Below are 25,628 nucleotides of genomic sequence, written 5' to 3'. Positions count from 1 at the left end.
GAGGGGAGCGAGCAACATGGCTTACAAGAATTTCAAGTTCGACGTCGACGCCGACGGCATTGCGCTCGTCACCTGGGACATCCCTGATCGTTCGATGAACGTGTTCGACGAGATCTCGACCCAGGAGATCGGCGAGATCATCAAGCAGACGACCAGCGATCCTGCGATCAAGGGTGTCGTGATCACCTCGGCGAAGGAGGCGTTCTGCGCCGGCGCCGACCTCTCGATGCTCGAGGGCATGAACCGCTCTTACGCGCAGCTCTTCAAGGAGAAGGGCGAGGAAGCCGCGAACCAGATGCTGTTCGAGCAGAGCCGCCAGATGTCGCAGTCGTTCCGCGCGATCGAGACCTCGGGCAAGCCGTGGGTCGCCGCGATCAACGGCCTTGCGCTCGGCGGCGGCTTCGAGATCACGCTGGCCTGCCACTACCGCGTCGCGGCCGAGAACCCGAAGACCCGGCTCGGCCTGCCCGAGATCAAGGTTGGCCTGTTCCCCGGCGCCGGCGGCACCCAGCGCGTGCCGCGTCTTGTGCAGCCGGCGGACGCGATGCAATTGCTGCTCAAGGGTGAGGCGGTCAATCTCACCCGCGCCAAGGCACTCAACCTGATTCACGCGGTGGTGCCGGCAGCCGACCTGATCAAGGCCGCGAAGGACTGGATCAAGGGCGGCGGCAAGGCGGTCGCGCCGTGGGACGAGAAGGGCTTCAAGCTGCCCGGCGGCCCCGTCTTCTCCAAGATGGGCATGCAGATGTTCCCGGCCGGCAACGCGATCTATCGCCGCGAGACCTACGACAATTATCCGGCCGCACGCGCCATCATGAGCTGCGTCTATGAGGGCCTGCAGCTTCCGATCGACGCCGCGCTGCGGGTCGAGTCGCGCTACTTCACCAAGGTGCTGCGCTCGAAGGAAGCGGCGGCGATGATCCGCTCGCTGTTCCTGTCGATGCAGGAACTGAACAAGGGCGCCCGCCGCCCGGCGGGCGTGCCGCCGACCAAGGTCAAGAAGCTCGCCGTGATCGGCGCCGGCTTCATGGGCGCCAGTGTCGGCTATGTCTCGGCGCAGGCCGGCATCGACGTCGTGCTGGTCGATCGCGACCAGGAAAGCGCCGACAAGGGCAAGGGCCACGCCAAGACCGTGGTCGATGGCCTGATCGCCAAGGGACGGATGAAGCAGGACGCGGCCGATGCCATCCTGGCGCGGATCTCGGCCACATCAGACTACAACGTGATCTCGGACTGCGACCTCGTCATCGAGGCGGTGTTCGAGGATCGCAAGGTCAAGGCGGATACCTATGCCAAGGCCCAGCCGCTGCTGAAGCCGGGCGCGATCTTCGCCTCCAACACCTCGACCCTGCCGATCAATTCGCTGGCCGAGGAGTTCAAGGACCAGGGCAAGTTCATCGGCATCCACTTCTTCTCGCCGGTCGAGAAGATGATGCTGGTCGAGATCATCCTCGGCAAGAACACCGGCGACGTCGCGCTGGCGACCGCACTCGACTATGTCCGCGCGATCGGCAAGACGCCCATCGTGGTGAACGACTCCCGTGGCTTCTTCGCCAACCGCTGCGTGATGCGTTACATCTCCGAGGGCAACGAGATGCTGCTCGAGGGCGTGCCGCCGGCGATGATCGAGAACACCGCCAAGATGGCCGGCATGCCGGTCGGGCCGCTGTCGCTGCAGGACGAGGTCGCGCTCGATCTCGGCCTGAAGATCACCAAGGCGACCGAGGCCGATCTCGGCCCCAACGCGATCGACCAGGCGCAGAAGAAGCTGATGGTCGAGATGGTCGAGAAGCAGGGCCGCTTCGGCCGCAAGAACGGCAAGGGCTTCTACGACTATCCCGAGAAGGGCAAGGGCCAGAAGAGCCTGTGGCCGGGGCTCGCCAATCTGCAGCCCAAGCAGCTCGATCCCGACACGCTCAGCGTCGAGGAGTTGAAGCAGCGCTTCCTGGTGGTGCAGGCGGTGGAGGCCGCGCGCACCGTCGAGGATCACGTCATCACCGACGTGCGCGAGGCCGATGTCGGCTCGATCCTCGGCTTCGGCTTCGCGCCGTTCACCGGCGGCGCGCTGTCCTACATCGACTTCATGGGCACCAGGAACTTCGTCGCGCTCTGCCACAGCTTCGAGAAGAAGTACGGCTCGCGCTTCACGCCGCCGAAGCTGCTCGAGGAGATGGCCGCCAAGGGCGAAACCTTCTACGGCCGCTTCCCGCCGAAGAAGCAGGCGGCGTAAAGTCGTCGCCTTTCAAAATCGCGATGAGATGGCGAGGTCTCTCCGCTCCCTCTCCCCGTTCTTACGGGGTCGAGACGAGCGTAGCTCGCTCTTAGAGGGTTGGGGTGAGGGGCCGTCTCCGCGAGTTTGATGCAGCGAGTTCGCGGAGACTCCCCCTCACCCGGATTGCAACTGTCGATGCAATCCGACCTCTCCCCGCACGCGGGGCGAGGTGATGCGGAGTCCGCTGCTGCGACCTGAAGTACAGTCATCGATCCGACTTGATCCTGTTGTGCGACGGTCATGCCGGTCAAAGTCCCGCCACGCTTGTTCCCAACTGGCACCACGCTGCTGGCATCACTCTTGCTGGTCGATCGCCGGGGCGACGATCAGCGTGAGGGTGTCGTGCGATGAGTTCTGCGCTCAGGGAAAATGCCGCGGAGGTCGTGGCGAAGGATCCGTTGCCTTCGTTGTCGCCGTCGCGGCGGTGGAAGCCGCTGCGTCTGCGGGGCAAAGGCCCGTCATGGACCGGCCTCGCGCTACTCGTTCTGGCCGCGGATATTGTGCTCGCCGCGGCGGTCTGGCAGGCCGTCAATTTCTTCAGCCATTGAGTCGTTATGCCCCGGCGAGAGGAAGGCGCCGGCGAGATAGGCGAACTGGTTGAAGGCGAGGCAGGCGACGACGATCGGAGCGCCGGTGGCAAAGGAAAAGCCGTCGGATTGGAGCACGATCGCCGCGAGCACCGCGATCAGCGGCGACTCCAGCATCAATGTCCAAACCCGAAAGTACAAACTGGTTGCCAGCCCAACCAGGGTGCTGGTCAATAAAAGGGTAAAGGCGATCGTCACATTTTTAGACCAGTTGGAGCGGAGGGCGCCGCAGGTCATAGTCGGTCAGTTGTATCGCTCGAACAAGGACGGCCACGCCCTCAGCCGGAACTACACCGACTTAGTATTAATCGCTATAATGCAGGTTAAATTGAGACTTTCCGCCTCCGGTGTCGAGAAAGGGGATCGGCGAATCCACAACAAAATAGAGCCGGATCGATCGACCCGGCTCTATCGCGGTGGTGGTGAGCGAGCTCAGGCCGCCTTGAGCAGGCCTTCCTTCTTCAGCGCTTCCTGCACCTTCGGGCGCGCCGCGACGCGGGCCTTGTAGGCGGTCACGTTCGGCAGGCCGGTGAGATCGAAGCCGAGCCGGTCCTGCGCCCACATGATCATGGTGAAGAGGTAGCCGTCGGCGATCGTGAACTGGTTGCCCATCAGATAGTCGCGTCCGGCGAGCTGGCTCTCGACATATTTGAACTTGCCCATGGCGCGGTCCTTGAAGAAGGCCTTGGCGTCGTCGGCGAGCACGGGCGAGAACATCGGGCCGAGATTCTTGTGCAGCTCGGTCGTGGTGTAGTTCAGCCATTCGAGCAGCTTGTAGCGCTCGTTGGAGTCCCTCGCCGGCGCCAGCTTCTTGTCGGCGGCCTTGTCGGCGATCATCTGGATGATGATCGGCCCCTCGGTGACCATCTCGCCGGTATCCAGCGCCAGCGCCGGCACCTGGCCCTTAGGGTTCACCTGGAGGAAATCGTCGCCGTTTTCGAGCTTCTTGGCGCGCAGATCGACCTTGACCAGGTCGTAGGGGAGCCCGGCCTCGAGCAGGGCGATATGGGGGGAGAGGGAGCAGGCACCGGGGGTGTAATAAAGCTTCATAGGGGTATTCCTTCCCTTGTTCTTGGCGTCCGGAGAGGGATTGCCTACATGCGCCTGCATGAAATAGTCAAGATTGATGCAGATGCATTCAGTGCGGTACAGTCGGTGCCGGGACCCCTATGAGCTAGACCATGAAACGCAAGCTATCGAGCGAGGCGACGGCCGCCTGGATCCGCCTGATGCGGGTGCCGAGCCGGGTGCTGGACTGCGTCGAGCAGGATTTGAAGAAGGCCGGTTTTCCGCCGCTCGCCTGGTATGACGCCTTGCTCGAGCTGTCCCGCGCGCCGTCGGGCGAGCTGCGCCCGGTCGAGCTCGAGCGCCAGATGCTGATCCCGCAATATTCGACCTCGCGGCTGATCGACAAGCTGGTCGACGAGGGGCTCGCCGCCCGGCGCGAATGCAAGATCGACAAGCGCGGCCAGTTCGTCGAGATCACCGAGGCCGGGCGCGAGCTGCAGAAGAAGATGTGGAATGCCTATTCCGCCGCGATCGACAAGCATGTCGGCTCCAAATTGTCCGACGCCGACGCGACCAGGCTGTGCGGTCTGCTCGACCGGCTCGGCTGCGCCTGCGGCGACGCCAAAGGCGACGTCAAGAACGAGACCAAGGCTGACAGCAAGGCTGCGCCTGCGCGAGACGGCGTGCCTGCCCGATGATATTGCTGATTCCATCATCCGCAGCCGTTGTGGCTCGCGGATGTCCCTGCCACCGCGCGCCTTCGATCGAAGCGCCCTTGAGTTGGATTATCTATGGCGCGTGACCAGATCGACATGACGCCGCTGCAGTCGCGCGACGAACTCGTGGCGTGGCTTGAAGCCGGCGTGAAGCCTGAGTCCGAATTCCGGATCGGCACCGAGCACGAGAAGACTCCCTTCACGCTCGAGGGCCATCAGCCCGTGCCCTATGAAGGCGCCAAGGGCATCGGCGCGCTGCTCGAAGGCATGAAGCTCCTGCTCGGCTGGGAGCCGATCATGGAGCGCGGCAACATCATCGGCCTCTATGACGTCACCGGCGGCGGCGCGATTTCGCTCGAGCCCGGCGGGCAGTTCGAATTGTCGGGCGCGCCGGTCGAAACCGTGCATCAGACGCAGTCGGAATTGATGGCGCATCTGGCGCAGGTGCGGGAGATCGCAACCCCGCTCGGCATCGGCTTCCTCGGCCTCGGCATGACGCCGTCCTGGTCGCGCGCGCAGATCCCCGTGATGCCCAAGGGGCGTTACAAGATCATGCGAAACTACATGCCGAAGGTCGGCAAATACGGCCTCGACATGATGTTCCGGACCTGCACGGTGCAGACTAATCTCGACTTCTCCTCCGAAGCCGACATGGTGAAGAAGCTGCGGGTGTCGCTGGCGCTGCAGCCGATCGCGACCGCATTGTTCGCCAATTCGCCGTTCACCGAAGGCAAGCCCAACGGCTTCCTGTCGTTCCGTTCCGAGATCTGGCGCGACACCGACAATGCGCGCAGCGGCATGGTGCCGTTCGCGTTCGAGGACGGCATGGGCTTCGAGCGCTATGTCGATTACGCGCTCGACGTTCCGATGTATTTCGTCAAGCGCGGCGAGGAATATATCGACGTCTCCGGCTCCTCGTTTCGGGATTTCTTCGCCGGCAAGAATGCCGCCTTCCCGGGCGAGCGCCCGACCTTGTCGGACTGGGCCAATCACCTCTCGACGATCTTCCCCGAGGTGCGGTTGAAGCGTTACCTCGAAATGCGCGGCGCCGACGGCGTGCCGTGGGGCCGGCTGCCGGCGCTGCCGGCGTTCTGGGTCGGGCTGCTCTACGACAATGACAGCCTCGATGCCGCCTGGGACATCGTCCGCCACTGGACCGCGCCGGAGCGGCAGGCGCTGCGTGACGACGTGCCGCGTTTCGGCTTCAAGTCGCGGATCAAGGATCGCTATCTGTTCGAGATCGCCAAGGAGTGCCTGATCCTGTCGCATGCCGGATTGCGGCGGCGCGGCCGGATCGATCATCTCGGACGCGACGAGAGCCGCTTCCTCGAGCCGCTCGAGCGTATCATCGAAGCCGGTCGCTCGCCGGCGGAGGAGATGCTGGAGAAGTTCAACGGTCCCTGGAAGGGCTCGGTGGAACCGGCCTATCAGGAATACGCCTTCTAATCCCCGCTCGGCCCCGATCCGGGCGTGAGGCGCACGCGGACGGCGGTGGTGTCGCACCCGCCGTTCATCAGCCGTACAGGTTCATGGCGTTCAAATGACGCCCCGCGAAACGCGCGGGGCTGCGCGAATTTGAAAGCAATCTCATGGAGATAGGCCGCCTCTTTAGGGCGTGTGTGGTGGTGTTTGCGGCTCTTGCGGCCGCGGTCGTCGCACGCCCGGCATTGGCGCAGACCAATTTCGACCGCCCCGGCGGCGACTATCTCAACGCGCCGGTGACGACGGGCGATCCGGCCGATTGCGCGCTGACCTGCGAGCGTGACCGCCGTTGCCGCGCCTGGAGCTTCAACTATCCGACCGACGCCAATAATGGGGCGGTGTGCTGGCTGAAGAGCACCGTGCCGCCACGGGTGCAGAACGTCTGCTGCGTCTCCGGGGTGCGCGGCGCGGGTGTGGTCGAACCGCGCAACGGCGCCATCGAAACCTCGATCGACCGGCTCGGCGGCGACTACAAGAATTTCGAACTGAAGAGCAGCGACGGCGACGAGGCCTGCCAGGCGGCCTGCACCGCCGACAACAAGTGCCGCGCCTGGACCTACGCCCGGCCCGGCTATGCCGGCCGCGACGCGCATTGCTTCCTGAAGAAAGAGATCAAGCCGCCGCGCCGCAAGGCGGGGTTCACGTCGGGCGTGGTGCGGTGAATCCGTAGCCCGGATGGAGCGAAGCGTAATCCGGGACCGCGCTCACCGTGGATGGGCCTGCCCCGGATTTCGCTGCGCTTCATCCGGGCTACGCGACGACGGGCTACTCCGCCGCCAGCACCGTGATCTCGGGCCAGAGCGCCTTCCAGCGCGCCGCCTTCGTCGCATAGTTCGCCGGCGAAAAGTTCGCGGTCCGGTTCGGCCGCACGATCATGCCGGCGACATCATCGAAACCGTTCGGCGCATAGACGTCGTGGCCGCGCGTGGTGCGGCGGATGCCGATCTGCGTGTTTTCGGTGAGGAAGCGATCGATGCCGTCGGTCGAACGCGACAGCGCCGGGTAGGGCAGGCCGTGCTTGTCGGGATACCAGAGATGGACGCGGGCCTGGTTGCGCACCTCGATCGCGACACCGAGACGGCCGAGCCGTGCCTTGAGCTCGCGGATCACCGCATCCTCGGCCTCCCATGAGGTATCCGGATCGAAATAGAAGATGTCGTGGTCGCTGATGCCATGATCGAGCGGCCGGCTGGTCAGCACGTTCCACACGGTCTGCACCAGGCAGCCGGCGACCAGCCACGCATCGGGCAGACCGAGGCGGTACAACTCGTCGGTGATGGCTTGATTGGCCGGGTTGCGCAGCGCGGCTGCGAGGAATTCGTCCTGCGTCACGACGAGGCGGTCGCGTCGTAGTCCCGGACCGCCTTCTTCGACGCCAGCGTGCGCCAGTGCCGGCGCAGCAAGGGCTCGACGGCCTGACGTTTGGCCTTCGACAGGCGGATCAGGACCGTCGGGTAGTCGCGGTAGTGATCGGTGAAGTAGAACACCTTGGGCTGATGCTCGACCAGCATGTCGCGCTCCTCCGGCGGGACGCCCGGAATCACCAGGCTGTCGCCGTCCTCCTTGAGCCGCACCAGCATCTTGTTGCGCACCTTCAGCGCCGGCGTGCCGTAGGAAGAGCCGTCCTCGACCTCCGGCCACGCCAGCGCGATGTGCCTGATGTCGTCGAAGGTCACGACTGTCATCCCACAAGGAATGTAGCCCGGATGGAGCGAAGCGAAATCCGGGACATCTTGCCGAGTGGGAGATCCCGGATTGCGCTGCGCTCCATCCGGGCTCCGCGTCTACTGCACCGAGGTGAAGAAGCGCGCGAGGCGGAAGCCTGAGAGCCAGGTCCAGACCGGCTGGCTGCGGATGCCGAGGTCCCAGGAGCCGACCACGGCGTCGGCGCGGCCGATCAGATTGTCGATCGGCAACAGGCCGACGCCGCCGTCGCGCACCGGCACGCGGCTATCGGCGGAATTGTCCCGGTTGTCGCCGAGCACGAACAGTTTGCCCGGCGGCACCGTCACCTCTTGGGTGTTGTCGAGCCGGCCGTTGTCGCGGATCTTGAAGATCGCGTGGTTGACGCCGTTCGGCAGCGTCTCGATATAGCGATACGCCTCCTCGCCGCCGCCGCGATCGTCTTCGGCGAAGCCGGTGCCGTCGGGCTTCAGCGTCGCCGCATGATCGTTGATGAAGAGCTGACCCTGCCGCATCTGGATGCGATCGCCCGGCAGCCCGACCACGCGCTTGACCCAGGCCTGCGAGCGGTCGCCCGGCCAGCGGAACACGACAACGTCGCCGCGCTTCGGCGTCTCGCCGAACACGCGGCCGGTTTCCGGCAGCGTGATCTGGATCGGCAACGAAGCCGCGCCGTAGCCATAGGGATATTTCGAGGCGACCAGCGCGTCGCCGATCAGCAGCGTCGGCTCCATCGATCCCGACGGCACGTAGAACGGCTCGGCGATCGCGCCCTTGGCGAGGAACACGACGGCCACGATCGCGGCCAGTTGCACGGCTTGCCCGCGCCAGCTGGTCGGCTTGGCCGTCACGACTTCGTTTCCGCTGCTCACTAGCCCGTTCCTCCGACCGTAATCCGTTCCATCCTGAGCGTCGGCTGGCCAACGCCGACCGGCACGCCCTGGCCGTTCTTGCCGCAGGTGCCGATTCCCGTATCCAGCGCAAGATCGTTGCCGATCATGGTGATCCTGTGGAGATCGGTCGGTCCGTTGCCGATCAGCATGGCGCCCTTCAGCGGCGCGCCGAGCTTGCCGTTCTCGATCTTGTAGGCCTCGGTGCACTGGAACACGTATTTGCCCGAGGTGATGTCGACCTGGCCGCCGCCGAAATTGGCGGCGTACATGCCGTTCTTCACCGAGGCGATGATCTCGGCCGGGTCGCGGTCGCCCGACAGCATGTAGGTGTTGGTCATGCGCGGCATCGGCACATGGGCATAGCTCTGCCGACGACCGTTGCCGGTCGGCTTCATGCCCATCAGCCGGGCGTTCTGGCGGTCCTGCATGTAGCCGACCAGAATGCCGTCCTCGATCAGCACGGTGCGGTTGGTCGGCGTGCCCTCGTCGTCGATCGAGAGCGAGCCGCGGCGCGAGGCCATGGTGCCGTCGTCGACCACGGTGACGCCCTTGGCCGCGACCTGCTGGCCCATCAGGCCGGCAAAGGCGGAGGTCTGCTTGCGGTTGAAGTCGCCCTCGAGACCATGGCCGACGGCCTCATGCAGCATCACGCCGGGCCAGCCGGCGCCGAGCACCACGTCCATCTCGCCGGCGGGCGCCGGCACCGATTCGAGATTGACCAGCGCCTCGCGCAGTGCGCCGTCGGCGGCGTCGCGCCAGGCCTTGGTCTCGATGAAGCGCGCATAGCCCTCGCGGCCGCCATAGCCCTTGCTGCCGCTCTCCTGGCGGTCGCCCTGGCCGGCGACGACGGAGATGTTGACGCGCACCAGCGGGCGGATGTCGCGATAGCTCTCGCCGTCGGGCCGCAGGATCTCGACCACCTGCCAGGTCGCGGTGAGGCTGGCCGAGACCTGACGCACCCGCGGGTCCTTGTCCCTGACATAGGCGTCGATCTCGCCGAGCAGCTTGACCTTGGCCTCGAACGCCGGGCCGTCCAGCGGGTTCTCGTCGCCATAGAGCTTGATGTTGGTGTGGGCGGGCGCCGCGGCGAAAGTGCCGGCATAGCCGCCGCGCACGGCCGCGACCGCATCGGCGGCGCGGATCAGCGCCGGGATCGAGACGTCGGAGGAATGCGCATAGCCGACCGCGTCGTCCTTGACCGCGCGCAGGCCGAAGCCCTGCGAGGTGTCATAGGTCGCCTGCTTCAGCCTTCCGTTGTCGAACACCAGCGCCTCGGTCTGCCCGAACTCCAGGAACAGCTCGCCGTCGTCGGCGCCTTCAAGGCCGCGCGACACCTCGCGGCGGACGGCATCGCGGTCCAGATTGGCGCGGTCGAGCAGGGAGGTCGTGGCGGGATTGGTCATGGTCACTCCGACGCAATGCGATTGCTTGGCGATTCCTCGTCATCCTTGCCTGAAGCGCAACTGATTGCCAGTGGGGAACCCGCAGCAGGGATTTCGGGGATTGAAGCAGAGACGAGCGGAAAACTCATCTTACAACCCGGAAACCTGTACCGGTCCCGGTTCAGGCCCGGACGCCGATCACCAAAGATAGTGGTTGGGGTGGCAAACCGGGAGTGCCTGCGACTATGCGGTCGATCACAGTGCCCCGTCGGGCTCCTCACCTTGTCGTCATCACCTTGAGCGCCGATCCGCCTTCCGCGGCTGGCCTTCGCGCTCGGCTGCATCGCCCGATTGCGGCTTCGGCTGTGCGGTGCCCTGCGCCGAGGTCGGAAAGCCATGCTCCTGTGCCCAGCGGTACAGTTCGTCGAACACCGGCTTGAGCGCCTTGGCGGACGGCGTCATCTCGTACTCAACCCGGGGCGGCACCTCGGGATAGACCGTGCGCTTGACGAGGCCGTTGGCCTCGAGATCGCGCAGCTGCGTGGTCAGCATGTGCTGGGTCACGCCGGGGATCGACTGGCGCAGCTCGCCGAACCGCCGCTTACGCTCGACCAGTTGCCAGAGGATGTCGCCCTTCCATTTCCCGGCCAGCACCGACAGCGCGCGATGAAATTGCGCCGACAGGTCGCCGTTGCACGGCTCGGACGCCGCCGGAGGCTCGGCAGGCTCAATAGTCAGTTTTTTCATACTACCTCACAAAAAGCATCCTACTTGTTCTTTTCATCTTACTCCCGAATTTAGACCACCGAAAGCCGCGGGCCAGCCGCCGATCGGTCGGGTGGCCGCGGTCCGGCCTTACGAACAACTCGGGAGTCATCAATGTCAGTTGCAGTTGCCGCGGCGCCGTCGCGCTGGAAATCCGTCAGCCTCTGGGTCGTCAGGGGACTGCTCGCTTTGGCCTTTGCCGCCGCTGGCGCCGCCAAGCTCTACGGTGTGCCTATGCTGGTCGAGGAATTCGAGCATATTGGGCACGGTCAGTGGTTCCGCTATTTCACCGGATCGCTGGAGCTGCTCGGCGCGGTCCTGATCCTGCTGCCCCCGGTCGCGGCGTTCGGCGGCGTGCTGCTGAGCTGCATCATGGTCGGCGCCACCATCACGCATCTGTTCGTGATCGGCGGCTCGCCGGTGCCCGCCCTCGTGCTGCTGACATTGAGTGTGATCGTCGCCTACGCCAAGCGTAGCCAGTTCGCCCTGCTCGCGAGCGCGCCGTGAGGCGAGCGCGATGCGCGTCTCTCGCCGCAAGCTGACGGTCGTGACCGGGCTGGTGCTGGCCTTCGCGGTGCCGTTCGCCGCGACAATGCTGCTCACCGGTTCGGTCGCGGCGGTCTCGAAACCCGAGCCCAAGAAACCTGAGTCCAGCAAGCCGGAGCCGCGCATGCACCGCCTGGTGCTGCCGATCAACAGCGACGACCCGACCACGATGCGGGCGCTGATCTCGACCGCGCTCAACCTCCCGAAATATTATCGGGAGCGCAACGAGCCGTTCGAGATCGAGGTCGTCGCCTACAATGCTGGCGTCCACATGCTGCGCGCCGATACCTCGCCGGTGAAGGATCTGCTGCGGGTGGTGCGGGGGCTCACGCCCGACATCCGCTTGGTTGTCTGCGAAGCCACCAAGCTCGGCATGGAGCGCGCCGAGGGACATCCGCTGGTGCTGCTCGATCATGTCGACCTGGTGCCGAACGGGCCCGGGCGCATCATCGAATTGCAGGAAGCCGGCTGGTCCTACATCCGGTCCTGAGCGATGTGGCCATCAAGCCAAGCGGAGAACTTGTCATGACGTCAGCTCACGCACCGACGCGCCGCGCGGTCGTTGCCGGCATGATTGGCGCCGGCGCCTCGCTCGCAATGCCCGCCGGAGCTGCGCGCGCAGCGTCGGGACCGCCGCAATTCGGCACCATCCGGCATCAGTTCACGCAGGTCGAAGGCGCCCGCCCGGTGCCGCCGGTCGCGATCCCGGCGCTCGCCGGCGGCGCGCTCGATCTCACGGCGTTCAAAGGCAAGATGGTGCTGGTGAACTTCTGGGCCACCTGGTGCGCGGCGTGCCGGACCGAGCTGCCGATGCTGGACCGCCTTGCCGCCAGCGGCCGTCGCGATCTCGTGGTCGTCGCTATCAGCACCGATCGCAACCGCGCGCCGGTCGCGCCCTACGTCAAGCAGCTCAAGCTGCGCCACCTCGCGATCGGCTTCGATCCCGGTGGTCTCGTCTCGCGCGTCGACGCCGCCGAGGTCGATACGCCGTTCGCGCTCTACGGCATGCCGATCTCATTTTTGATCGGCATCACCGGGCAGGTCGAAGGCTACATGACGGGTGAGGCGGACTGGCTGTCCACGGAGGCGATCGCGTTGTTCGACTATTACGCCGGCGTCCGTTGAGATGGCGTAGCCCGGATGAAGCGCAGCGAAATCCGGGACTGGTCAATCCGCGATGATGGCGGCCCCGGATTGCGCTGCGCTCCATCCGGCTACGCTTTCCTGTGCCGCTCGGCGCCGCTAGGGCAATTTGTCATACCCCTCCGCCAGGCCATTCAGGCTGAGCGGAAAGCCGATCCCTTCCTCGGGCGTCTCGAAGATGATGAAGGTCGCGGTCTTGGCGTTCTTGAGCTGGCCGAGCAGCTTGTCGTCCATCACGACCTCGGCGACGCAGCCATTGGGCAGGCACCTGACAAAACCGGCGCGGCCGACGTCCTGATTGTCGAGCTTGAGGCCGAGGCCGGAGGGCAGCAGCACGCCGAGCGGCGCGACCACGCGCATCAGGCGGCTCTTCTGGTCGGCGGTCTTCAGCACGATCACGGTCAGGCCGGCATTGGAGCGGTCTTCCGCTACCACGCTCTGGATCAGCGCGCATTGCTCGGCCTGGGCGCCGGGCGGAGTGTCGCAGCGGATCTGCCAGTCGCCGTGGACCGAGCGCACCGCGCCTTGCGCGTTCGCCGGCTGGGTCAGGCCAAGAGAAAGGCCAAGAGAAAGGCCGAGGCAGAGGGCCAGAATCGCGAGGCCGCCGAGCCGGCTGGCCATCGTCAAACGAATGTTCGAAGCGCCCATCCGGGTCGATCCTTATAGATGTTCGGTCGGTCCGGCCGTCCGGCCGCCGGTAGCACGCGCGCCACGATGCGCTTCCCGGAAGCGAATCATGATCTCATCTTCTTGTTTGAGCATGATCTTTCGGAAAACCGGTTTCCACTCTTCCGGATCATGCTCAGGCGTCGACTGATACCGCAATGACGGCGCCTTGAAGGCGATCGTGAAGCCATTCTCGCGCCGGATTGGGGCAGCCCGCAGCGAATCAGGTTCCTGTGCGCTGCCCTGTCTGTGGGTACATCCGGTAATCCCCCTGTCAAGCGGCATGGACAATTGGTCCAAGTGCTTTCGCTTGATTTTGCGGGAAAAATCGCAAGCGGCAGCTTCATCGCAGGCGCATGGCTTTCGGCCCCACTACTGCATTGCGAGCGCCGGAGAATTATGGTTTGAGAGGCTGGATTTCGACGCGTTCTAGCGATCTGGCTCCCGTACCCACCTTGACTCAGAGACGGGTATGTCCGGAAGGCCGTTTGTCAGGGCGGATCGTGCTGCATTTTCGGCCACATGCCGGGGGTGCTTTGGGGAATAATGCAAGGGAGCGCGAGCGGCATGAAGATGTCGATTGGCCGGTTGGGCAGGCAATTGCTGGGGTTGGCGGTGGCGGGTGTGGCGTCTGTCGCCGCGGGATCGGCCTTCGCCGAAATGGGGCAGCCGGCGCCGTGGGAGCACACGCTGCAGGAAGGCGTGACCCCGGTGATGGAAAACATCATCTGGTTTCACAATTTCCTGCTGGTGCTGATCACCCTGATCACGCTGTTCGTGCTCGCGCTGCTCATCATCGTGGTGGTGAAGTTCAACGCCAGGGCCAACCCGGTCCCCTCCAGGACCACCCACAACACGCTGATCGAGGTGGCCTGGACGCTGATCCCGGTGCTGATCCTGGTCGGCATCGCGGTGCCGTCGTTCCGCCTGCTCTTCCTGGAGCTCGACGTGCCGAAGCCGGACCTCACGGTGAAGGTCACCGGCAAGCAGTGGTACTGGTCCTACGCCTACCCGGATAACGGCAAGTTCGAGTTCGACTCGCTGCTCGACAAGGACAAGCAGCCGCGCCTGCTCGGCGTCGACAACGAGATGGTGGTCCCGGTCAACAAGGTGGTGCGGATCCAGACCACCGGCGCCGACGTGATCCACTCCTTCGCGGTGCCGGCCTTCGGCGTGAAGATCGACTCGATCCCCGGCCGCCTCAACGAGAGCTGGTTCAAGGCCACCAAGACCGGCGTGTTCTACGGACAGTGCTCGGAACTGTGCGGCAAGGACCATGCCTTCATGCCGATCGCGGTCAGGGTCGTCAGCGACCAGGAATTCGCGACCTGGGTTGAAGGCGCGAAGAAGAAGTTTGCGACCAACCCGGCGAATTCCTACGCCTCGGCTGGTCAGGCGGCGCAGTAAGCCTCACGGCTTACGGCGCGGATGGAATAAGGGCGACGGGACCGCAAGGTCCGAGAGGGACTGCAAGGCAGGATTTTGAACATGGCGACAGGCGCAGCGACACACGACGATCACGCCCATGACGATCACGCCCACCATCCGACCGGATGGCGGCGTTATCTCTACTCCACGAACCACAAGGACATCGGTACGATGTACCTGATCTTTGCGGTGATCGCGGGCATCATCGGCGCGGCGATGTCGATCGCGATCCGTGCCGAGTTGATGTATCCGGGCGTCCAGATATTCCACGAGACGCACACCTATAACGTGTTCGTGACCTCGCACGGCCTGATCATGATCTTCTTCATGGTCATGCCGGCGATGATCGGCGGCTTCGGCAACTGGATGGTGCCGCTGATGATCGGCGCGCCGGACATGGCGTTCCCGCGCATGAACAACATCTCGTTCTGGCTGCTGCCGGCCTCGTTCGCGCTGCTGGTGATGTCCACCTTCGTCGAGGGTGAGCCGGGCGCCAACGGCGTCGGCGCGGGCTGGACCATGTATGCGCCACTGTCGACCTCGGGCCATCCGGGACCGGCGGTCGATTTCGCGATTCTCTCGCTCCATCTCGCGGGTGCCTCGTCGATCCTCGGCGCCATCAACTTCATCACCACGATCTTCAACATGCGCGCGCCGGGCATGACCCTGCACAAGATGCCGCTGTTCGTGTGGTCGATCCTGGTTACCGTGTTCCTGCTGCTGCTGTCGCTGCCGGTGCTCGCCGGTGCGATCACCATGCTGCTGACCGACCGCAATTTCGGCACCACCTTCTTTGCGGCTGACGGCGGCGGCGACCCGGTGCTGTTCCAGCATCTGTTCTGGTTCTTCGGCCACCCCGAAGTGTACATCCTGATCCTGCCCGCCTTCGGCATGATCAGCCAGATCGTCTCCACCTTCTCGCGCAAGCCCGTGTTCGGCTATCTCGGCATGGCCTACGCCATGGTCGCGATCGGCGGCATCGGCTTCGTGGTGTGGGCGCACCACATGTACACCGTCGGCATGTCCTCGGCGACGCAGGCCTATTTCGTCGCCGCCACGATGGTGATCGCAGTGCCGACCGGCGTGAAGATCTTCTCGTGGATCGCCACGATGTGGGGTGGCTCGATCGAGTTCAAAGCTCCGATGATCTGGGCGATCGGCTTCATCTTCCTGTTCACCGTCGGCGGCGTCACCGGCGTCGTGCTGGCCAATGCCGGCGTCGACCGCGTGCTGCAGGACACCTACTACGTGGTGGCGCACTTCCACTACGTGCTGTCGCTCGGCGCCGTGTTCGGCATCTTCGCCGGCTGGTACTACTGGTTCCCGAAGATGTTCGGCTACATGTACTCGGAGCGGATCGCCAAGGCGCACTTCTGGTTCACCTTCGTCGGCGTCAACCTGGTGTTCTTCCCGCAGCACTTCCTCGGCCTGTCGGGCATGCCGCGCCGTTATGTCGACTATCCGGATGCGTTCGCCGGCTGGAACCTGATCTCCTCCTGGGGCTCGTACATCTCCGGCATCGGCGTCCTGATCTTCATCTACGGCGTGATCGATGCCTTCGTCCGTAAGGAGCAGGCCGCAAACAATCCGTGGGGCGCCGGTGCGACCACGCTGGAGTGGACGCTGACCTCGCCGCCGCCGTTCCACCAGTTCGAAGTGCTGCCCCGCGTGCAGTAAATCCACGACAACGCGGCGCACTTAAGGGTGCGCCGCGCCTTTTGAGAGAAGCGAGACCTGATCTTGTCGGTTGTCGATCACAACGCCATCGAGCTGCCCCGGATTTCCGAGGCCGAAGTGGGCGACTACATCGCGCTGTTGAAGCCGCGCGTGATGTCGCTGGTGATCTTCACCGCGCTGGTCGGGCTGATGATCGCGCCGGTGCACGTGCATCCGGTGCTGGCGTTCACCTCGATCCTGTGCATCGCGGTCGGTGCCGGCGCTTCCGGCGCGCTCAACATGGCCTATGAGGGCGACGTCGACGCGCTGATGACGCGCACCGCCAACCGGCCGATCCCGCGCGGCCGCATCACGCAGACCGAGGCGGCCGCGTTCGGCATCACGCTCGCCTTCTTCTCGGTGATGACGCTCGGCATCCTGGTCAACTGGGTGGCGGGCGCGCTGCTTGCCTTCACCATCTTCTTCTATGCTGTGGTCTACACGATGTGGCTGAAGCGCTGGACCGCGCAGAACATCGTGATCGGCGGCGCCGCCGGTGCCTTGCCGCCGGTGGTGGCTTGGGCCGCCGCGACCGGATCGCTCTCGGTCGAGCCGATCCTCCTGTTCCTGATCATCTTCTTCTGGACTCCGCCGCACTTCTGGGCGCTGGCGCTGTTCCGCAGCGACGACTATGCGCGCGCCGGCATTCCGATGCTGCCGGTGGTCGCCGGTCCCGACGCGACCCGGCTGCAGATCCTGCTCTACACCATCGTGCTGGTCGCGATCGCGCTGGCGCCATGGCCGCTCGGCTATTTCGACGCGATCTACGGCGTCACCTCGCTGGTGCTCGGCGCCGGCATGCTGTGGCTTGCCATCGAGGTCTATCGCCGCCGCGAGGGGACGGCCGCCAACCGCGCCACGCGCCGGCTGTTCGCCTTCTCGATCCTCTATCTGTTCGCGCTGTTCGCCGTCCTTCTCGCCGAGGTCGTGGTCCGCGCGATTGCGCCTGTCTTCATCGGATAGGGAGCCGGGGGGCGAGATGGGGGCGCATGGGATATCAATGGACGAGAAACGCGAACCAGAAGGCATCGTCCTCACCGAGGCGCAGTTCAAGAGCCGCCGCCAGCGCTCGATCGCGATTGCGCTCGCGCTGGGCATCCTGGTCGTGCTGTTCTTCGCCGTCACCCTCGTCAAGGGGCCAGCCGTGCTGGTGCGGCCGCTGTGAGTGAGATGGCGAACCAGGGACCGCAGCAGGGTGAGGGCGCCAAGGTCACGCGCCGCACGCTGACGCGCGACGCCGTGGTTGCCTCGATCTGCGGCTTCGTCGTGGTGCTGATGGTCGGCGCGTCCTACGCGGCCGTGCCGTTCTACAACTGGTTCTGCCGCACCACCGGCTTCAACGGCACCACCCAAGTCGCGACCTCGGTGCCTTCGGATGCGCCGCTCGCGCGCACTATTTCGGTCAGCTTCGATTCAAACGTCGCGCCGGGCCTGCCCTGGAAATTCGAGCCGGAGCAGAACACGATCGACGTCAAGATCGGCCAGGTGGTCACGGTCTACTACACCGTCACCAACCAGTCGGCGCGCACCACCACCGGCCAGGCGTCCTACAATGTCGCGCCGCTGACGGTCGGCGCCTATTTCCAGAAGATCAACTGCTTCTGCTTCACCGAACAGACCATGGCGCCGGGCGAAAAGCGCGAGATGGCCGTGGTGTTCTATGTCGATCCGGCGCTGGCCAAGGACAGCGAGAACGACACGTTGAAGACGATCACCCTGTCCTACACCTTCTTCCCCGTGCGCGACGCCGCGCCGAAGCCCGTGGCGGCGGGCGAGGCGGAGCAGCGCAAGGGCGGCTAGTTTTGTAATTTAAGATTTAAGACGTGCCTTGCGGCACGCGAATGGAGAGACGGCAATGGCTGAGGCGCAAGTCAAGCATCACGACTATCATCTCGTCGACCCGAGCCCGTGGCCGGTGGTCGGCTCGATCTCGGCCTTCATCATGGCGTTCGGCGCGATCGGCTGGATGCACCACATGTTCTCCGCGGCCCCGATCGTGTTCGGCGTCGGCACCATCGGCGTGCTCTACACGATGGCGAGCTGGTGGGGCGACGTGATCAAGGAAGCCCAGTACAAGGGCGACCACACCCGCGTGGTGCAGATCAGCCACCGCTACGGCATGATCCTGTTCATCGCCTCCGAGGTGATGTTCTTCGTCGCCTGGTTCTGGGCCTTCTTCAATGCGGCGCTGTTCCCGGCCGACGCGGTGCATGCCACCCGCGATGCGGTGTTCGGCTGCGGCGCCGGCACGGCGATGGGCGCCTGCTCCGTTCCCGGTACCTGGCCGCCGCACGGCATCGAGACCTTCGATCCCTGGCATCTGCCGCTGCTCAACACGCTGCTGCTCCTGACCTCGGGCACCACCGTTACCTGGGCGCACCATGCGCTACTGGAGAACGACCGCCAGGGCCTCAAGCAGGGCCTGATCCTCACCGTGATCCTCGGTGCCCTCTTCACCTGCGTGCAGGCCTATGAGTACGCCCATGCGACGTTCTCGTTCGGCGGCAACGTCTATGGCGCGACCTTCTTCATGGCGACCGGGTTCCACGGCTTCCACGTGCTGGTCGGCACCATCTTCCTGCTGGTCTGCCTGATCCGCGCCTATGCCGGCCACTTCACGCCGAAGCAGCACCTCGGCTTCGAGTTTGCCGCCTGGTACTGGCACTTCGTCGACGTGGTCTGGCTGTTCCTGTTCATCTGCATCTACGTCTGGGGCCACGGCGCCGAGACGATGGCCCACGGCGCACACTAATTGCCGGCCGACGTGCTAAGAGGGGGCGGCCGAATGGCCGCCCCTTTTTGTTTCCCTTCTCCCCTTGTGGGAGAAGGTGGCGCGGATGTAATCCGCGCCGGATGAGGGGTCTCCATCCGCGGAGACAGACCCCTCACCCGGCTACATCTCGCTCCGCTCGATTTCGCCACCCTCTCCCACAAGGGGAGAGGGGAAGGAGCCAAATGACCGATACCCCGCCGACCGTCACTGAGAGCGCACTGCGCGGCATCGCCTGCCGCTGCCCGCGCTGCGGCAAGGGCAAGCTCTATTCCGGCTTCCTGACGCTGGCGCCGCGCTGCCAGGCCTGCGGCCTCGACTTCGCCTTCATCGATTCCGGCGACGGGCCGGCGATCTTCGTCATCATGCTGGCCGGCGCGATCGTGGTCGCGGCGGCGCTGATCGTCGAGGTGAAGTACCAGCCGCCGTTCTGGGTGCATGCCGCGCTGTGGCTGCCGTTGATCCTGGTCACAACGATCCTGCCGCTACGATCGATGAAGGCACTTCTGATCGCGCTGCAATTCCACCACAAGGCCGCCGAAGGCCAATTGATCGAGCGCGACCCGAAATGAATGATGTGACGACGCGCCGGCCGAGCGCGGCCGGCTTCGGCATTTTCACGTTGATCCTGATCGCGGTGTTTATCGCCCTCGGTTTCTGGCAATTGCAGCGCCGGGTCGAGAAGCACGCGCTGATCGCAGCGCTCGAGGCGCGGCTGGCCGCGCCGACCGAGGCGCTGCCGCCGCCGTCGGCATGGCCGACGCTGACCTCCGCCAAGGATGAATTCCGCCGCGTGACCCTGACCGCGACCTATGCGAAGCAGCCTGACGCGATGGTGTTCAGCTCCGGCTCCGCCGTGCGCGACGACATTTCGGGTCCCGGCACCTGGGCGTTGCTGCCGGCGAAGCTCGCCAGCGGCGAGACCGTCGTGATCAACACCGGCTTTGTCCAGAACACGATGCAGGATCGCGCCTTCGAGGATCGCGTGGTCGGCCGCCTCGTCACCGGCGCGCCGGTTGAGCTGACGGGCTATATCCGCTTTCCCGAGCCGCCGGGCCGGCTGACGCCGAAGGAAGATCCGGCGAAGCGGCTGTGGTTCGTGCGCGACCATCGCGCGATGGCGCAGGCGCTCGGCTGGGGCCAGGTCGGGCCGTTCTACATCGACCTCGAGGCGCCGGTGCCCGACAGCGGCACGCCGAAGCCCGGACCGCTCAAGGTGCGGCTCAAGGACGACCACATGCAGTACGCCATCACCTGGTTCTCGCTGGCCGCTGCGGTCACGATCGCCTTCGGCCTGTGGTGGCGCGGCCACCGGCGCCGCGCCTCTGGTCGAACCTAGTCGCATCATGGTTTGATTGACCCGCGAAGGGGACTTCGCGGCAAGCAATCAGGGTGTGCCATGGAGAAATACGGCGCCGGGCCAATCGTTGTCCTGGACTATGACCCCAACTGGCCAGCCATGTTCGAGACGGAGCGCGCGAGGATCGAGCACGCGCTCGGCTCGCTGGCCCTGGCCATCGAGCATGTCGGCAGCACCGCGGTTGCGGGCTTGCCGTCGAAGCCGATCATCGACCTGATGGTCGGTGTCCCCGGCCTCGCGGAGGCGCGGGAATGCTGCATCAAGCCGATCGAGGCGCTCGGCTACAACTACATACCGGAATACGCGGCGTGGCTGCCCGGCGAGTTGTTCTTCCGCAAGGGTCCTCCGGGCCCGTGGACCCATCATCTGCACCTGATGGAGCCATCCAATCCGCGCTGGGAAACGCTGCTGGTGTTTCGCGACTATCTTCGCGCGCACCCCGAGGCGGCCCGCGCCTACGCGGATATCAAGCAGGCCCTCGCTGCCTCCTCGAGAGAGGACATCGCGGCCTACCGCAACGGCAAAACGCGTTTCGTCGAGGAGACGACCGCGAAGGCCCGCTCGTGGCGCGCGGACCTGTCCGGTCGATAGCGCGGCCGCGCCACGTCTGCATTCTGCCGTAGCGCATCCATGCCCGCGCCGGGATCAATGACCCATGGGAGCGGGGCCGCCGAGCTTGACCTTGCGCAAGGTCAGCGCCAGCGGGATCGCCGCGAGCGAGATCAGCATCAGGACCCAGAACGCATCCATGTAGGACAGGAACGAGGCCTGGGTCTGCACCTGCTGTCCGATCCACTGGATCGCCTGACTGTGCGCCTGCGCCAGCGAACTGCCCTGGGCGACGAAGAAGTCGGTGAGCTGGTGCAGCGTGTCCTGATATTGCGGGCTGGACGGTGTCACCTGCTCGACCAGCCGGCTCTGGTGGAATTGCTGGCGATGCGTCAGCACGTTGGACACGATCGAGACGCCGATCGAGCCACCGGTGTTGCGCGCCGCGTTGATCAGCGCGGAGGCCTGGTCGGTCTTCCCAGCGGGAATGCCGTCATAGGACGCCGCCATGATCGGCACGAAGATCAGCGGCAGGCCGACGCCGATCAGCATGCGCGAGCGCGCCATGAACCAGAAGCCGAGATCGCCGTAGACGTTGGTCATGCTGTACATCGAGGCGGCGATCACCAGCGCGCCGGCAACGATCAGGTATTTCGGCTGCACCCTGGCGGCGAGCCGGCCGACCGCGAACATCATCATCATGGTGACGACGCCGCCGGGCGAGAGCACGAGGCCGGCCCAGGTCGCGGTGTAGCCGAAATCCTGCTGCACCAGCTGCGGCAAGAATTGCGTGGTGGCGAGCAGGATGGCGCCGGTTGCCAGCATCACCAGGAAGCAGGCGCCGAACTGCCGGGTTGCGACCATGTGCAGGTCGATCATCGGATTGCGCCGGGTCATCTCCCACGGGATCATCAGCACGAACGCCGCGGCGCAGATCACTGCAAAGGTGATGATGAAGGGCGAGGCGAACCAGTCGTCCTCGAGGCCGCGGTCGAGCACCACCTCGAGCGCGCCGAGGAAGGTCGCGACCAGCGCGAAGCCGATGAAGTCGAACCTGTTGTCCTGGGGCTGCGCTCCCTTGGCTTTCGCGGTCGCGGGCTCCTGCAGCACGGCCGCGATCAGCGCGATCGCGAACACGCCGACCGGCGCGTTGATCAGGAAGCACCAGTGCCAGGAGAGGTTGTCGGACAGCCAGCCGCCGAGCGTCGGCCCGACCACCGGCGCCACCACGACGGCAATGCCGAACACCGCGAACGCCTGCCCGCGCTTGGCCGGCGGGAAGGCGTCGGCGAGAATCGATTGCGCAACCGGCACCATGCCGCCGCCGCCAAGACCTTGCAGGATACGGAACAGCAGCAGCGCGTTCAGATTGGGCGCAAAACCGCACAGGATCGAGCTGACCGTGAAGATGCCGAGGCAGATCAGGAAGAACGTCTTGCGCCCGAGCGTGCGGGCGAGGAAGCCGGAGGCGGTCAGGATGATGGCGTTGGACACCAGATAGGTGGTGACCACCCAGGAGGCCTCATCCTCGCTCACGCCCATGCCGCCGGCGATATAGGGCAGCGCGACGTTGGCGATGGTGGTGTCGAGCACCTCCATGAAGCTCGCGAGCGCGACCACGATGGCGATCAGCCAGGGATTGACGGTGACATTCGGAGTCGAAAAGCCTTTGGCGTCGATGGCGGCGGCACTCATCACAGCCTCCCGAGGCTCGACTTCTCAAGGCGCTCGAACAGGGACGGCGCGGGATTGATCCGCACCGTCGGCACCACGGACATGCCCGGGCCGAGCGCGACGTCGGCCGGTGGGTTGTCCATCACGATCTTCACCGGCACGCGCTGCACGATCTTGACGTAGTTGCCGGTGGCGTTCTGCGCCGGCAGCAGCGAGAACGCCGTGCCGGAGCCCGGCTGCACGCTCTCGACATGGCCCTGGATGGTGCGTCCGGGATAGGCGTCGATCTTCATCGTCACCTTCTCGCCCGGCCGCATCTTGTCGAGCTGGATCTCCTTGAAGTTCGCGGTGACCCAGGTCTGGTCGGGCACGAACATCGTGAGGTTGGTGCCGGCCTGGGCGAACTGGCCGACCGCGGCCGACAGGTTGACGACGCGGCCCGGCTGGGCGGCGGTGACCGTCGTATAGGACAGATTGAGCTTGGCCTGGTCGCGCTGCGCCTCGGCCTGGGCGAGGTTGGCGACCGCGCTCTTGCGCTGCGCCTTCAGCGACTCGACCTGGCGCTGCGCGAGGTTGAGCGTCGCCTGCGCGCTCAACAGCGCAGCCTGCTGCTGATGCAGCTGCGAGGTGAACTGCTCGGAATTCTGCACGGTGCCGTAGCCGGATTGCTCCAGATGCTGGTAGCGCGTTGCCTGCTGCTGGGCGAACACCAGCGCCGCCTGCGCCTGGTCGACCTGCGCCTGGTTGGCAGCAATCTGCGCCTGCTGCACGTCGAGCTGCGCATCGACATTCTCGATGCTGGCGCGCGCGGCCGCGACCTGCGCCTCGGCCTGAGCCAGCGCGACGCGATAGTCGCGGTCGTCGAGCCGGGCGATCACGTCGCCGGCCGCGACATGCTGGTTGTCGGTGACCGGGACGGCGGTGATGTAGCCGGAGATCTTCGGCGCCAGCGCCGACTGCCGCGCGGCGATGAAGGCGTCGTCGGTGGATTCGAAATGCGCGCTGTAGTCCATGTAGAGATAGCCGCCGCCAATGGCTGCGGCGAGCAGCACGGCGCCGATCGCGGAGACGACCGGACGGCGGCGGAGAAAGCTGGGCCGTGTTGCCTTGCCGATGATCTCCGGCGGGATTGTTGCCGGCGGAGCGGGCTCCTTGTCCGCAGGGCGCTCCTGCGCCGGAGCCCGCGCCGTGATCTCCGGCTGCTCCGATGTGACGTTGGGCTCATGCGAGGCCGGCGCCGAGGGGGCACCCTCGATCCCCTGGTGGCCCGGTTGGTCGCGCTCCAAGACAGTGTCTTCAAACATGATGGCGGCTCCTGCTGTCAGGCGAGGTCTGCAAGGCCTTCGCAAAAAGGAACGGGACCGTTCCGTTCCATGCGGCAAATAGTCTCGCCACGGCGCGTCGTCAATAGAAACGGAACTGTATCGTTCTATTTACAACTAGATGTGATAAGGCTATATTGGCTGATATTGCCGGCCTGACCGGCCCATCGAACCCGGGTCGATACGATGACCACCAGCACCCTGAAGAAGCCGCGGGCGCCGAAAACCAGGCCGGTCGAGGTGCGCGCCGGCCGGCCGCCGAAGGAGCTCGCCGGCGAGGTCGATGCACGCATCCTCGACGCCGCGCGCCGGGTGTTTCTGCAGCGTGGGTTCGAGGGCGCGAGCATCGATGAGATCGCGGAAGTCGCGCGCTCCGGCAAGCGGACGATTTATGCGCGCTTCCGCGACAAGCGGGCGCTGTTCACGGAAGTGGTGACGCGGGACATCCTGGCACGCATCGCTGAGTTCAAGGCCGATCCGCCGGTCGGCGCGACCATCGAGGAGCGCCTCACCAGCGTTGCCTCGACCTTGCTGCATTGGGGCTTCGATGCCGACCGGATCGGCCTGATGCGGCTCGCCATCGCGGAGGCGCACCGCTTCCCGGATCTCGCGGCCAACGTCAACCGCCGGGCGCGCGCGCTCAGCACTGAGCTCGGCATTCACCTGCTGCGCGACCTGACGCAATCCGACGAACTCGGCAAGCTGCCGGCCTTCGCGCCCGAACACCTGCCGACGACGGCGCGGATGTTCCTCGACATCATCGCGGTGCCGATGCTGCTCCGGGCGCTGTTCGAGGTGGATCTGAAGGCGCTCGATCCCGAGATCGACGCCCATGTCGCGCGCGGCGTCGCGTTTTTCGTTGCTGCGTGCCGGACCGGCTGGGTGGAGAATCTCAAGCCATAAGCGCGCTCAATCGGGCGCGCGCTCCACGGCGTGACGCAGCCAGACCATGCCGCCTTCCAGTGTCTCGCAATGGGTGAGCCGGAGCGATTGTCCGGCGCCGGGGCGGTCGCCGTCGGAGCCGTGATAGTCGACGATGCTTTGCGAGCCGGCGACGCCATCGACCGCCGGGAAGATCAATGTGCTGAACTCGTCGATCAGTCCATGCTTCAGGAAGGCGCCGTTGATCCCGCCGCCGCCTTCGAGCAGTAGCGTCCTGGCGCCGAACAGCGACGCGAGCTGCGCCATGGCGCCCGGCAGGTCGTCGCCCTTCGTGCCTGCAAAGATGTAGGACGCACCGTCCTCGCGCAGCTCGGCGAGATGCGCGTCGGACACCTGTTCGCCGAGCACCGCGACGGCGTGATCGCCGCCGACATTGTCCTTGCCGAAATGCACGCGGCCCGACGGATCGATGCCGACAGCAAGCTTGCGGCCGTTGCGGTTGCCGAGATGCGCCTCGCGCGCCAGCCTCAGTGGGTTGGCGATATGCCGCTCCGTTCCCTTGGCCATCTCGTTCATCGTGACGCGGCCAATGATCCATCCATCGGCATCGAAGCCGTCATGGATCCGTTCGTAGTGCGAACGCAGCACGTCGGCCGGAATCCCGGCGGCGGCCTTGGTGAAGCGGCTGGGATGAAGCCGGCCGTCGATCGACGTGCCCATGTGGCAGATGATGTGGGGGCGCATAGGCTGAACTCTTCGGTGGGGGATGACCGCGCCACAGGGG

The 25,628-nt window shown here is 65.4% G+C and carries 29 protein-coding genes; 17 read left to right on the top strand and 12 right to left on the bottom strand.

From position 1 onward, the window contains the following. Positions 1-16 precede the first annotated feature (16 nt). Positions 17-2,230, top strand: coding sequence for a 3-hydroxyacyl-CoA dehydrogenase NAD-binding domain-containing protein (locus tag J6525_RS03610; protein WP_092088047.1), 2,214 nt, complete (start codon positions 17-19; stop codon positions 2,228-2,230). 518 nt (positions 2,231-2,748) lie between these two features. Here the strand turns inward: J6525_RS03610 and J6525_RS03605 are convergent. Both J6525_RS03605 and gstA read right to left on the bottom strand, forming a co-directional pair. Continuing rightward, positions 2,749-3,057, bottom strand: coding sequence for a hypothetical protein (locus J6525_RS03605; RefSeq protein ID WP_225642120.1), 309 nt, complete (start codon positions 3,055-3,057; stop codon positions 2,749-2,751). 234 nt (positions 3,058-3,291) lie between these two features. After that, entirely contained in the window at positions 3,292-3,909 is a 618-nt protein-coding gene (gstA, locus tag J6525_RS03600; RefSeq protein WP_092088051.1) for a glutathione transferase GstA, read from the bottom strand. A gap of 131 nt (positions 3,910-4,040) precedes the next feature. On the opposite strand from gstA, the gene J6525_RS03595 reads away from it, so the two are divergent. The 3 genes from J6525_RS03595 to J6525_RS03585 all read left to right on the top strand — a co-directional run bounded on the left by J6525_RS03595 (position 4,041) and on the right by J6525_RS03585 (position 6,727). Beyond that, complete coding sequence (locus J6525_RS03595) at positions 4,041-4,565, top strand: MarR family winged helix-turn-helix transcriptional regulator (RefSeq protein WP_028338998.1); 525 nt, start codon at positions 4,041-4,043, stop codon at positions 4,563-4,565. A 93-nt stretch (positions 4,566-4,658) separates the two neighbouring features. Next, positions 4,659-6,029, top strand: a complete 1,371-nt coding sequence (locus J6525_RS03590) for a glutamate--cysteine ligase (protein ID WP_092088053.1) — start codon at positions 4,659-4,661, stop codon at positions 6,027-6,029. Positions 6,030-6,172: 143 nt separating this feature from the next. After that, positions 6,173-6,727, top strand: a complete 555-nt coding sequence (locus tag J6525_RS03585; RefSeq protein WP_225642118.1) for a PAN domain-containing protein — start codon at positions 6,173-6,175, stop codon at positions 6,725-6,727. A gap of 103 nt (positions 6,728-6,830) precedes the next feature. Here the strand turns inward: J6525_RS03585 and J6525_RS03580 are convergent, their stop codons facing one another. From J6525_RS03580 to J6525_RS03560, 5 genes are all read right to left on the bottom strand, one after another. Beyond that, a complete protein-coding gene (locus J6525_RS03580) occupies positions 6,831-7,397 on the bottom strand; it encodes a nucleotidyltransferase family protein (protein WP_225642116.1) in 567 nt (188 codons plus the stop codon). Then, positions 7,394-7,741 (bottom strand): MmcQ/YjbR family DNA-binding protein, encoded by a 348-nt coding sequence (locus J6525_RS03575; protein ID WP_225642114.1) that lies wholly within the window; start codon positions 7,739-7,741, stop codon positions 7,394-7,396. The genes J6525_RS03580 and J6525_RS03575 overlap by 4 nt, the downstream gene beginning before the upstream one ends. Positions 7,742-7,849: 108 nt before the next feature. Next, positions 7,850-8,620 (bottom strand): signal peptidase I, encoded by a 771-nt coding sequence (gene lepB, locus J6525_RS03570; RefSeq protein ID WP_016847099.1) that lies wholly within the window; start codon positions 8,618-8,620, stop codon positions 7,850-7,852. Further along, entirely contained in the window at positions 8,620-10,044 is a 1,425-nt protein-coding gene (gene tldD / locus J6525_RS03565; protein ID WP_028334625.1) for a metalloprotease TldD, read from the bottom strand. The genes lepB and tldD overlap by 1 nt, the downstream gene beginning before the upstream one ends. A 270-nt stretch (positions 10,045-10,314) precedes the next feature. Continuing rightward, complete coding sequence (locus J6525_RS03560) at positions 10,315-10,770, bottom strand: winged helix-turn-helix transcriptional regulator (RefSeq protein ID WP_092088060.1); 456 nt, start codon at positions 10,768-10,770, stop codon at positions 10,315-10,317. Between the two features lie 132 nt (positions 10,771-10,902). Here J6525_RS03560 and J6525_RS03555 point away from each other — a divergent pair, with 132 nt between their 5' ends. From J6525_RS03555 to J6525_RS03545, 3 genes are read left to right on the top strand one after another with little or no spacing between them, the layout of a single operon-like run. Further along, positions 10,903-11,295: a DoxX family protein gene (locus tag J6525_RS03555; RefSeq protein WP_225642112.1), complete on the top strand. Its 393-nt coding sequence runs from the start codon at positions 10,903-10,905 to the stop codon at positions 11,293-11,295. 10 nt (positions 11,296-11,305) lie between these two features. Beyond that, entirely contained in the window at positions 11,306-11,824 is a 519-nt protein-coding gene (locus tag J6525_RS03550; RefSeq protein ID WP_225642110.1) for a DsrE family protein, read from the top strand. 35 nt (positions 11,825-11,859) lie between these two features. Further along, positions 11,860-12,459, top strand: a complete 600-nt coding sequence (locus J6525_RS03545) for a TlpA family protein disulfide reductase (protein WP_225642108.1) — start codon at positions 11,860-11,862, stop codon at positions 12,457-12,459. 117 nt (positions 12,460-12,576) lie between these two features. On the opposite strand, the gene J6525_RS03540 is transcribed toward J6525_RS03545, so the two are convergent. Further along, entirely contained in the window at positions 12,577-13,125 is a 549-nt protein-coding gene (locus J6525_RS03540) for an invasion associated locus B family protein (RefSeq protein ID WP_076832351.1), read from the bottom strand. A 12-nt stretch (positions 13,126-13,137) separates the two neighbouring features. Continuing rightward, the gene (locus J6525_RS03535) at positions 13,138-13,443 is read right to left on the bottom strand and encodes a hypothetical protein (protein ID WP_092088071.1); all 306 of its coding nucleotides are present in this window, start codon (positions 13,441-13,443) and stop codon (positions 13,138-13,140) included. Between the two features lie 267 nt (positions 13,444-13,710). Between J6525_RS03535 and coxB the strand changes: the two genes are divergently transcribed. The 9 genes from coxB to J6525_RS03490 all read left to right on the top strand — a co-directional run bounded on the left by coxB (position 13,711) and on the right by J6525_RS03490 (position 21,008). Then, positions 13,711-14,550, top strand: coding sequence for a cytochrome c oxidase subunit II (coxB, locus tag J6525_RS03530; RefSeq protein ID WP_026191935.1), 840 nt, complete (start codon positions 13,711-13,713; stop codon positions 14,548-14,550). 81 nt (positions 14,551-14,631) lie between these two features. Continuing rightward, on the top strand, positions 14,632-16,248 hold the full coding sequence (gene ctaD, locus J6525_RS03525; RefSeq protein WP_057016079.1) for a cytochrome c oxidase subunit I: 1,617 nt from the start codon (positions 14,632-14,634) through the stop codon (positions 16,246-16,248). A gap of 63 nt (positions 16,249-16,311) precedes the next feature. After that, complete coding sequence (locus J6525_RS03520; RefSeq protein ID WP_028334631.1) at positions 16,312-17,250, top strand: heme o synthase; 939 nt, start codon at positions 16,312-16,314, stop codon at positions 17,248-17,250. Positions 17,251-17,287: 37 nt separating this feature from the next. Continuing rightward, the gene (locus J6525_RS03515) at positions 17,288-17,452 is read left to right on the top strand and encodes a cytochrome c oxidase system small membrane protein (RefSeq protein WP_225642106.1); all 165 of its coding nucleotides are present in this window, start codon (positions 17,288-17,290) and stop codon (positions 17,450-17,452) included. A gap of 5 nt (positions 17,453-17,457) precedes the next feature. Then, positions 17,458-18,087, top strand: a complete 630-nt coding sequence (locus J6525_RS03510) for a cytochrome c oxidase assembly protein (protein WP_057016082.1) — start codon at positions 17,458-17,460, stop codon at positions 18,085-18,087. Positions 18,088-18,142: 55 nt separating this feature from the next. Then, positions 18,143-19,039 (top strand): cytochrome c oxidase subunit 3, encoded by an 897-nt coding sequence (locus J6525_RS03505; RefSeq protein WP_057016083.1) that lies wholly within the window; start codon positions 18,143-18,145, stop codon positions 19,037-19,039. 203 nt (positions 19,040-19,242) lie between these two features. Then, positions 19,243-19,629 (top strand): DUF983 domain-containing protein, encoded by a 387-nt coding sequence (locus J6525_RS03500; RefSeq protein ID WP_026191934.1) that lies wholly within the window; start codon positions 19,243-19,245, stop codon positions 19,627-19,629. Then, the gene (locus J6525_RS03495) at positions 19,626-20,396 is read left to right on the top strand and encodes an SURF1 family protein (RefSeq protein WP_225642104.1); all 771 of its coding nucleotides are present in this window, start codon (positions 19,626-19,628) and stop codon (positions 20,394-20,396) included. The genes J6525_RS03500 and J6525_RS03495 overlap by 4 nt, the downstream gene beginning before the upstream one ends. 60 nt (positions 20,397-20,456) lie before the next feature. Further along, positions 20,457-21,008, top strand: coding sequence for a GrpB family protein (locus J6525_RS03490; RefSeq protein ID WP_092088077.1), 552 nt, complete (start codon positions 20,457-20,459; stop codon positions 21,006-21,008). 54 nt (positions 21,009-21,062) lie between these two features. On the opposite strand, the gene J6525_RS03485 is transcribed toward J6525_RS03490, so the two are convergent. Further along, on the bottom strand, positions 21,063-22,661 hold the full coding sequence (locus tag J6525_RS03485; protein ID WP_225642102.1) for a DHA2 family efflux MFS transporter permease subunit: 1,599 nt from the start codon (positions 22,659-22,661) through the stop codon (positions 21,063-21,065). Beyond that, a complete protein-coding gene (locus J6525_RS03480; protein WP_376708423.1) occupies positions 22,661-23,944 on the bottom strand; it encodes an HlyD family secretion protein in 1,284 nt (427 codons plus the stop codon). Before J6525_RS03480 ends, J6525_RS03485 begins: the two co-directional genes overlap by 1 nt. A gap of 204 nt (positions 23,945-24,148) precedes the next feature. On the opposite strand from J6525_RS03480, the gene J6525_RS03475 reads away from it, so the two are divergent. Further along, positions 24,149-24,865, top strand: coding sequence for a TetR/AcrR family transcriptional regulator (locus J6525_RS03475; protein ID WP_092088083.1), 717 nt, complete (start codon positions 24,149-24,151; stop codon positions 24,863-24,865). Positions 24,866-24,871: 6 nt separating this feature from the next. Here the strand turns inward: J6525_RS03475 and J6525_RS03470 are convergent, their stop codons facing one another. After that, entirely contained in the window at positions 24,872-25,588 is a 717-nt protein-coding gene (locus J6525_RS03470) for a dihydrofolate reductase family protein (RefSeq protein WP_092088085.1), read from the bottom strand. Positions 25,589-25,628 lie beyond the last annotated feature (40 nt).

Source organism: Bradyrhizobium australafricanum, assembly GCF_020329495.1.
In the GTDB taxonomy this organism is placed as follows: Bacteria; Pseudomonadota; Alphaproteobacteria; order Rhizobiales; family Xanthobacteraceae; genus Bradyrhizobium; species Bradyrhizobium australafricanum.
Note: the sequence above shows the minus strand (reverse complement) of the source record. Positions and strands in the feature narration are given on the sequence as shown.

Coding starts and splice junctions, on each gene's coding strand:
- coxB (WP_026191935.1), top strand. CDS start 13,711: ATGAAGATGTCGATTGGCCGGTTGGGCAGGCAATTGCTGGGGTTGGCG.
- J6525_RS03560 (WP_092088060.1), bottom strand. CDS start 10,770: ATGAAAAAACTGACTATTGAGCCTGCCGAGCCTCCGGCGGCGTCCGAG.
- J6525_RS03485 (WP_225642102.1), bottom strand. CDS start 22,661: ATGAGTGCCGCCGCCATCGACGCCAAAGGCTTTTCGACTCCGAATGTC.
- J6525_RS03495 (WP_225642104.1), top strand. CDS start 19,626: ATGAATGATGTGACGACGCGCCGGCCGAGCGCGGCCGGCTTCGGCATT.
- J6525_RS03545 (WP_225642108.1), top strand. CDS start 11,860: ATGACGTCAGCTCACGCACCGACGCGCCGCGCGGTCGTTGCCGGCATG.
- J6525_RS03475 (WP_092088083.1), top strand. CDS start 24,149: ATGACCACCAGCACCCTGAAGAAGCCGCGGGCGCCGAAAACCAGGCCG.
- J6525_RS03490 (WP_092088077.1), top strand. CDS start 20,457: ATGGAGAAATACGGCGCCGGGCCAATCGTTGTCCTGGACTATGACCCC.
- gstA (WP_092088051.1), bottom strand. CDS start 3,909: ATGAAGCTTTATTACACCCCCGGTGCCTGCTCCCTCTCCCCCCATATC.
- J6525_RS03590 (WP_092088053.1), top strand. CDS start 4,659: ATGGCGCGTGACCAGATCGACATGACGCCGCTGCAGTCGCGCGACGAA.
- J6525_RS03540 (WP_076832351.1), bottom strand. CDS start 13,125: ATGGGCGCTTCGAACATTCGTTTGACGATGGCCAGCCGGCTCGGCGGC.
- J6525_RS03510 (WP_057016082.1), top strand. CDS start 17,458: ATGGCGAACCAGGGACCGCAGCAGGGTGAGGGCGCCAAGGTCACGCGC.
- J6525_RS03515 (WP_225642106.1), top strand. CDS start 17,288: ATGGACGAGAAACGCGAACCAGAAGGCATCGTCCTCACCGAGGCGCAG.
- J6525_RS03550 (WP_225642110.1), top strand. CDS start 11,306: ATGCGCGTCTCTCGCCGCAAGCTGACGGTCGTGACCGGGCTGGTGCTG.
- J6525_RS03470 (WP_092088085.1), bottom strand. CDS start 25,588: ATGCGCCCCCACATCATCTGCCACATGGGCACGTCGATCGACGGCCGG.
- J6525_RS03500 (WP_026191934.1), top strand. CDS start 19,243: ATGACCGATACCCCGCCGACCGTCACTGAGAGCGCACTGCGCGGCATC.
- J6525_RS03555 (WP_225642112.1), top strand. CDS start 10,903: ATGTCAGTTGCAGTTGCCGCGGCGCCGTCGCGCTGGAAATCCGTCAGC.
- tldD (WP_028334625.1), bottom strand. CDS start 10,044: ATGACCAATCCCGCCACGACCTCCCTGCTCGACCGCGCCAATCTGGAC.
- J6525_RS03595 (WP_028338998.1), top strand. CDS start 4,041: ATGAAACGCAAGCTATCGAGCGAGGCGACGGCCGCCTGGATCCGCCTG.
- J6525_RS03585 (WP_225642118.1), top strand. CDS start 6,173: ATGGAGATAGGCCGCCTCTTTAGGGCGTGTGTGGTGGTGTTTGCGGCT.
- J6525_RS03610 (WP_092088047.1), top strand. CDS start 17: ATGGCTTACAAGAATTTCAAGTTCGACGTCGACGCCGACGGCATTGCG.
- J6525_RS03505 (WP_057016083.1), top strand. CDS start 18,143: ATGGCTGAGGCGCAAGTCAAGCATCACGACTATCATCTCGTCGACCCG.
- J6525_RS03480 (WP_376708423.1), bottom strand. CDS start 23,944: ATGTTTGAAGACACTGTCTTGGAGCGCGACCAACCGGGCCACCAGGGG.
- ctaD (WP_057016079.1), top strand. CDS start 14,632: ATGGCGACAGGCGCAGCGACACACGACGATCACGCCCATGACGATCAC.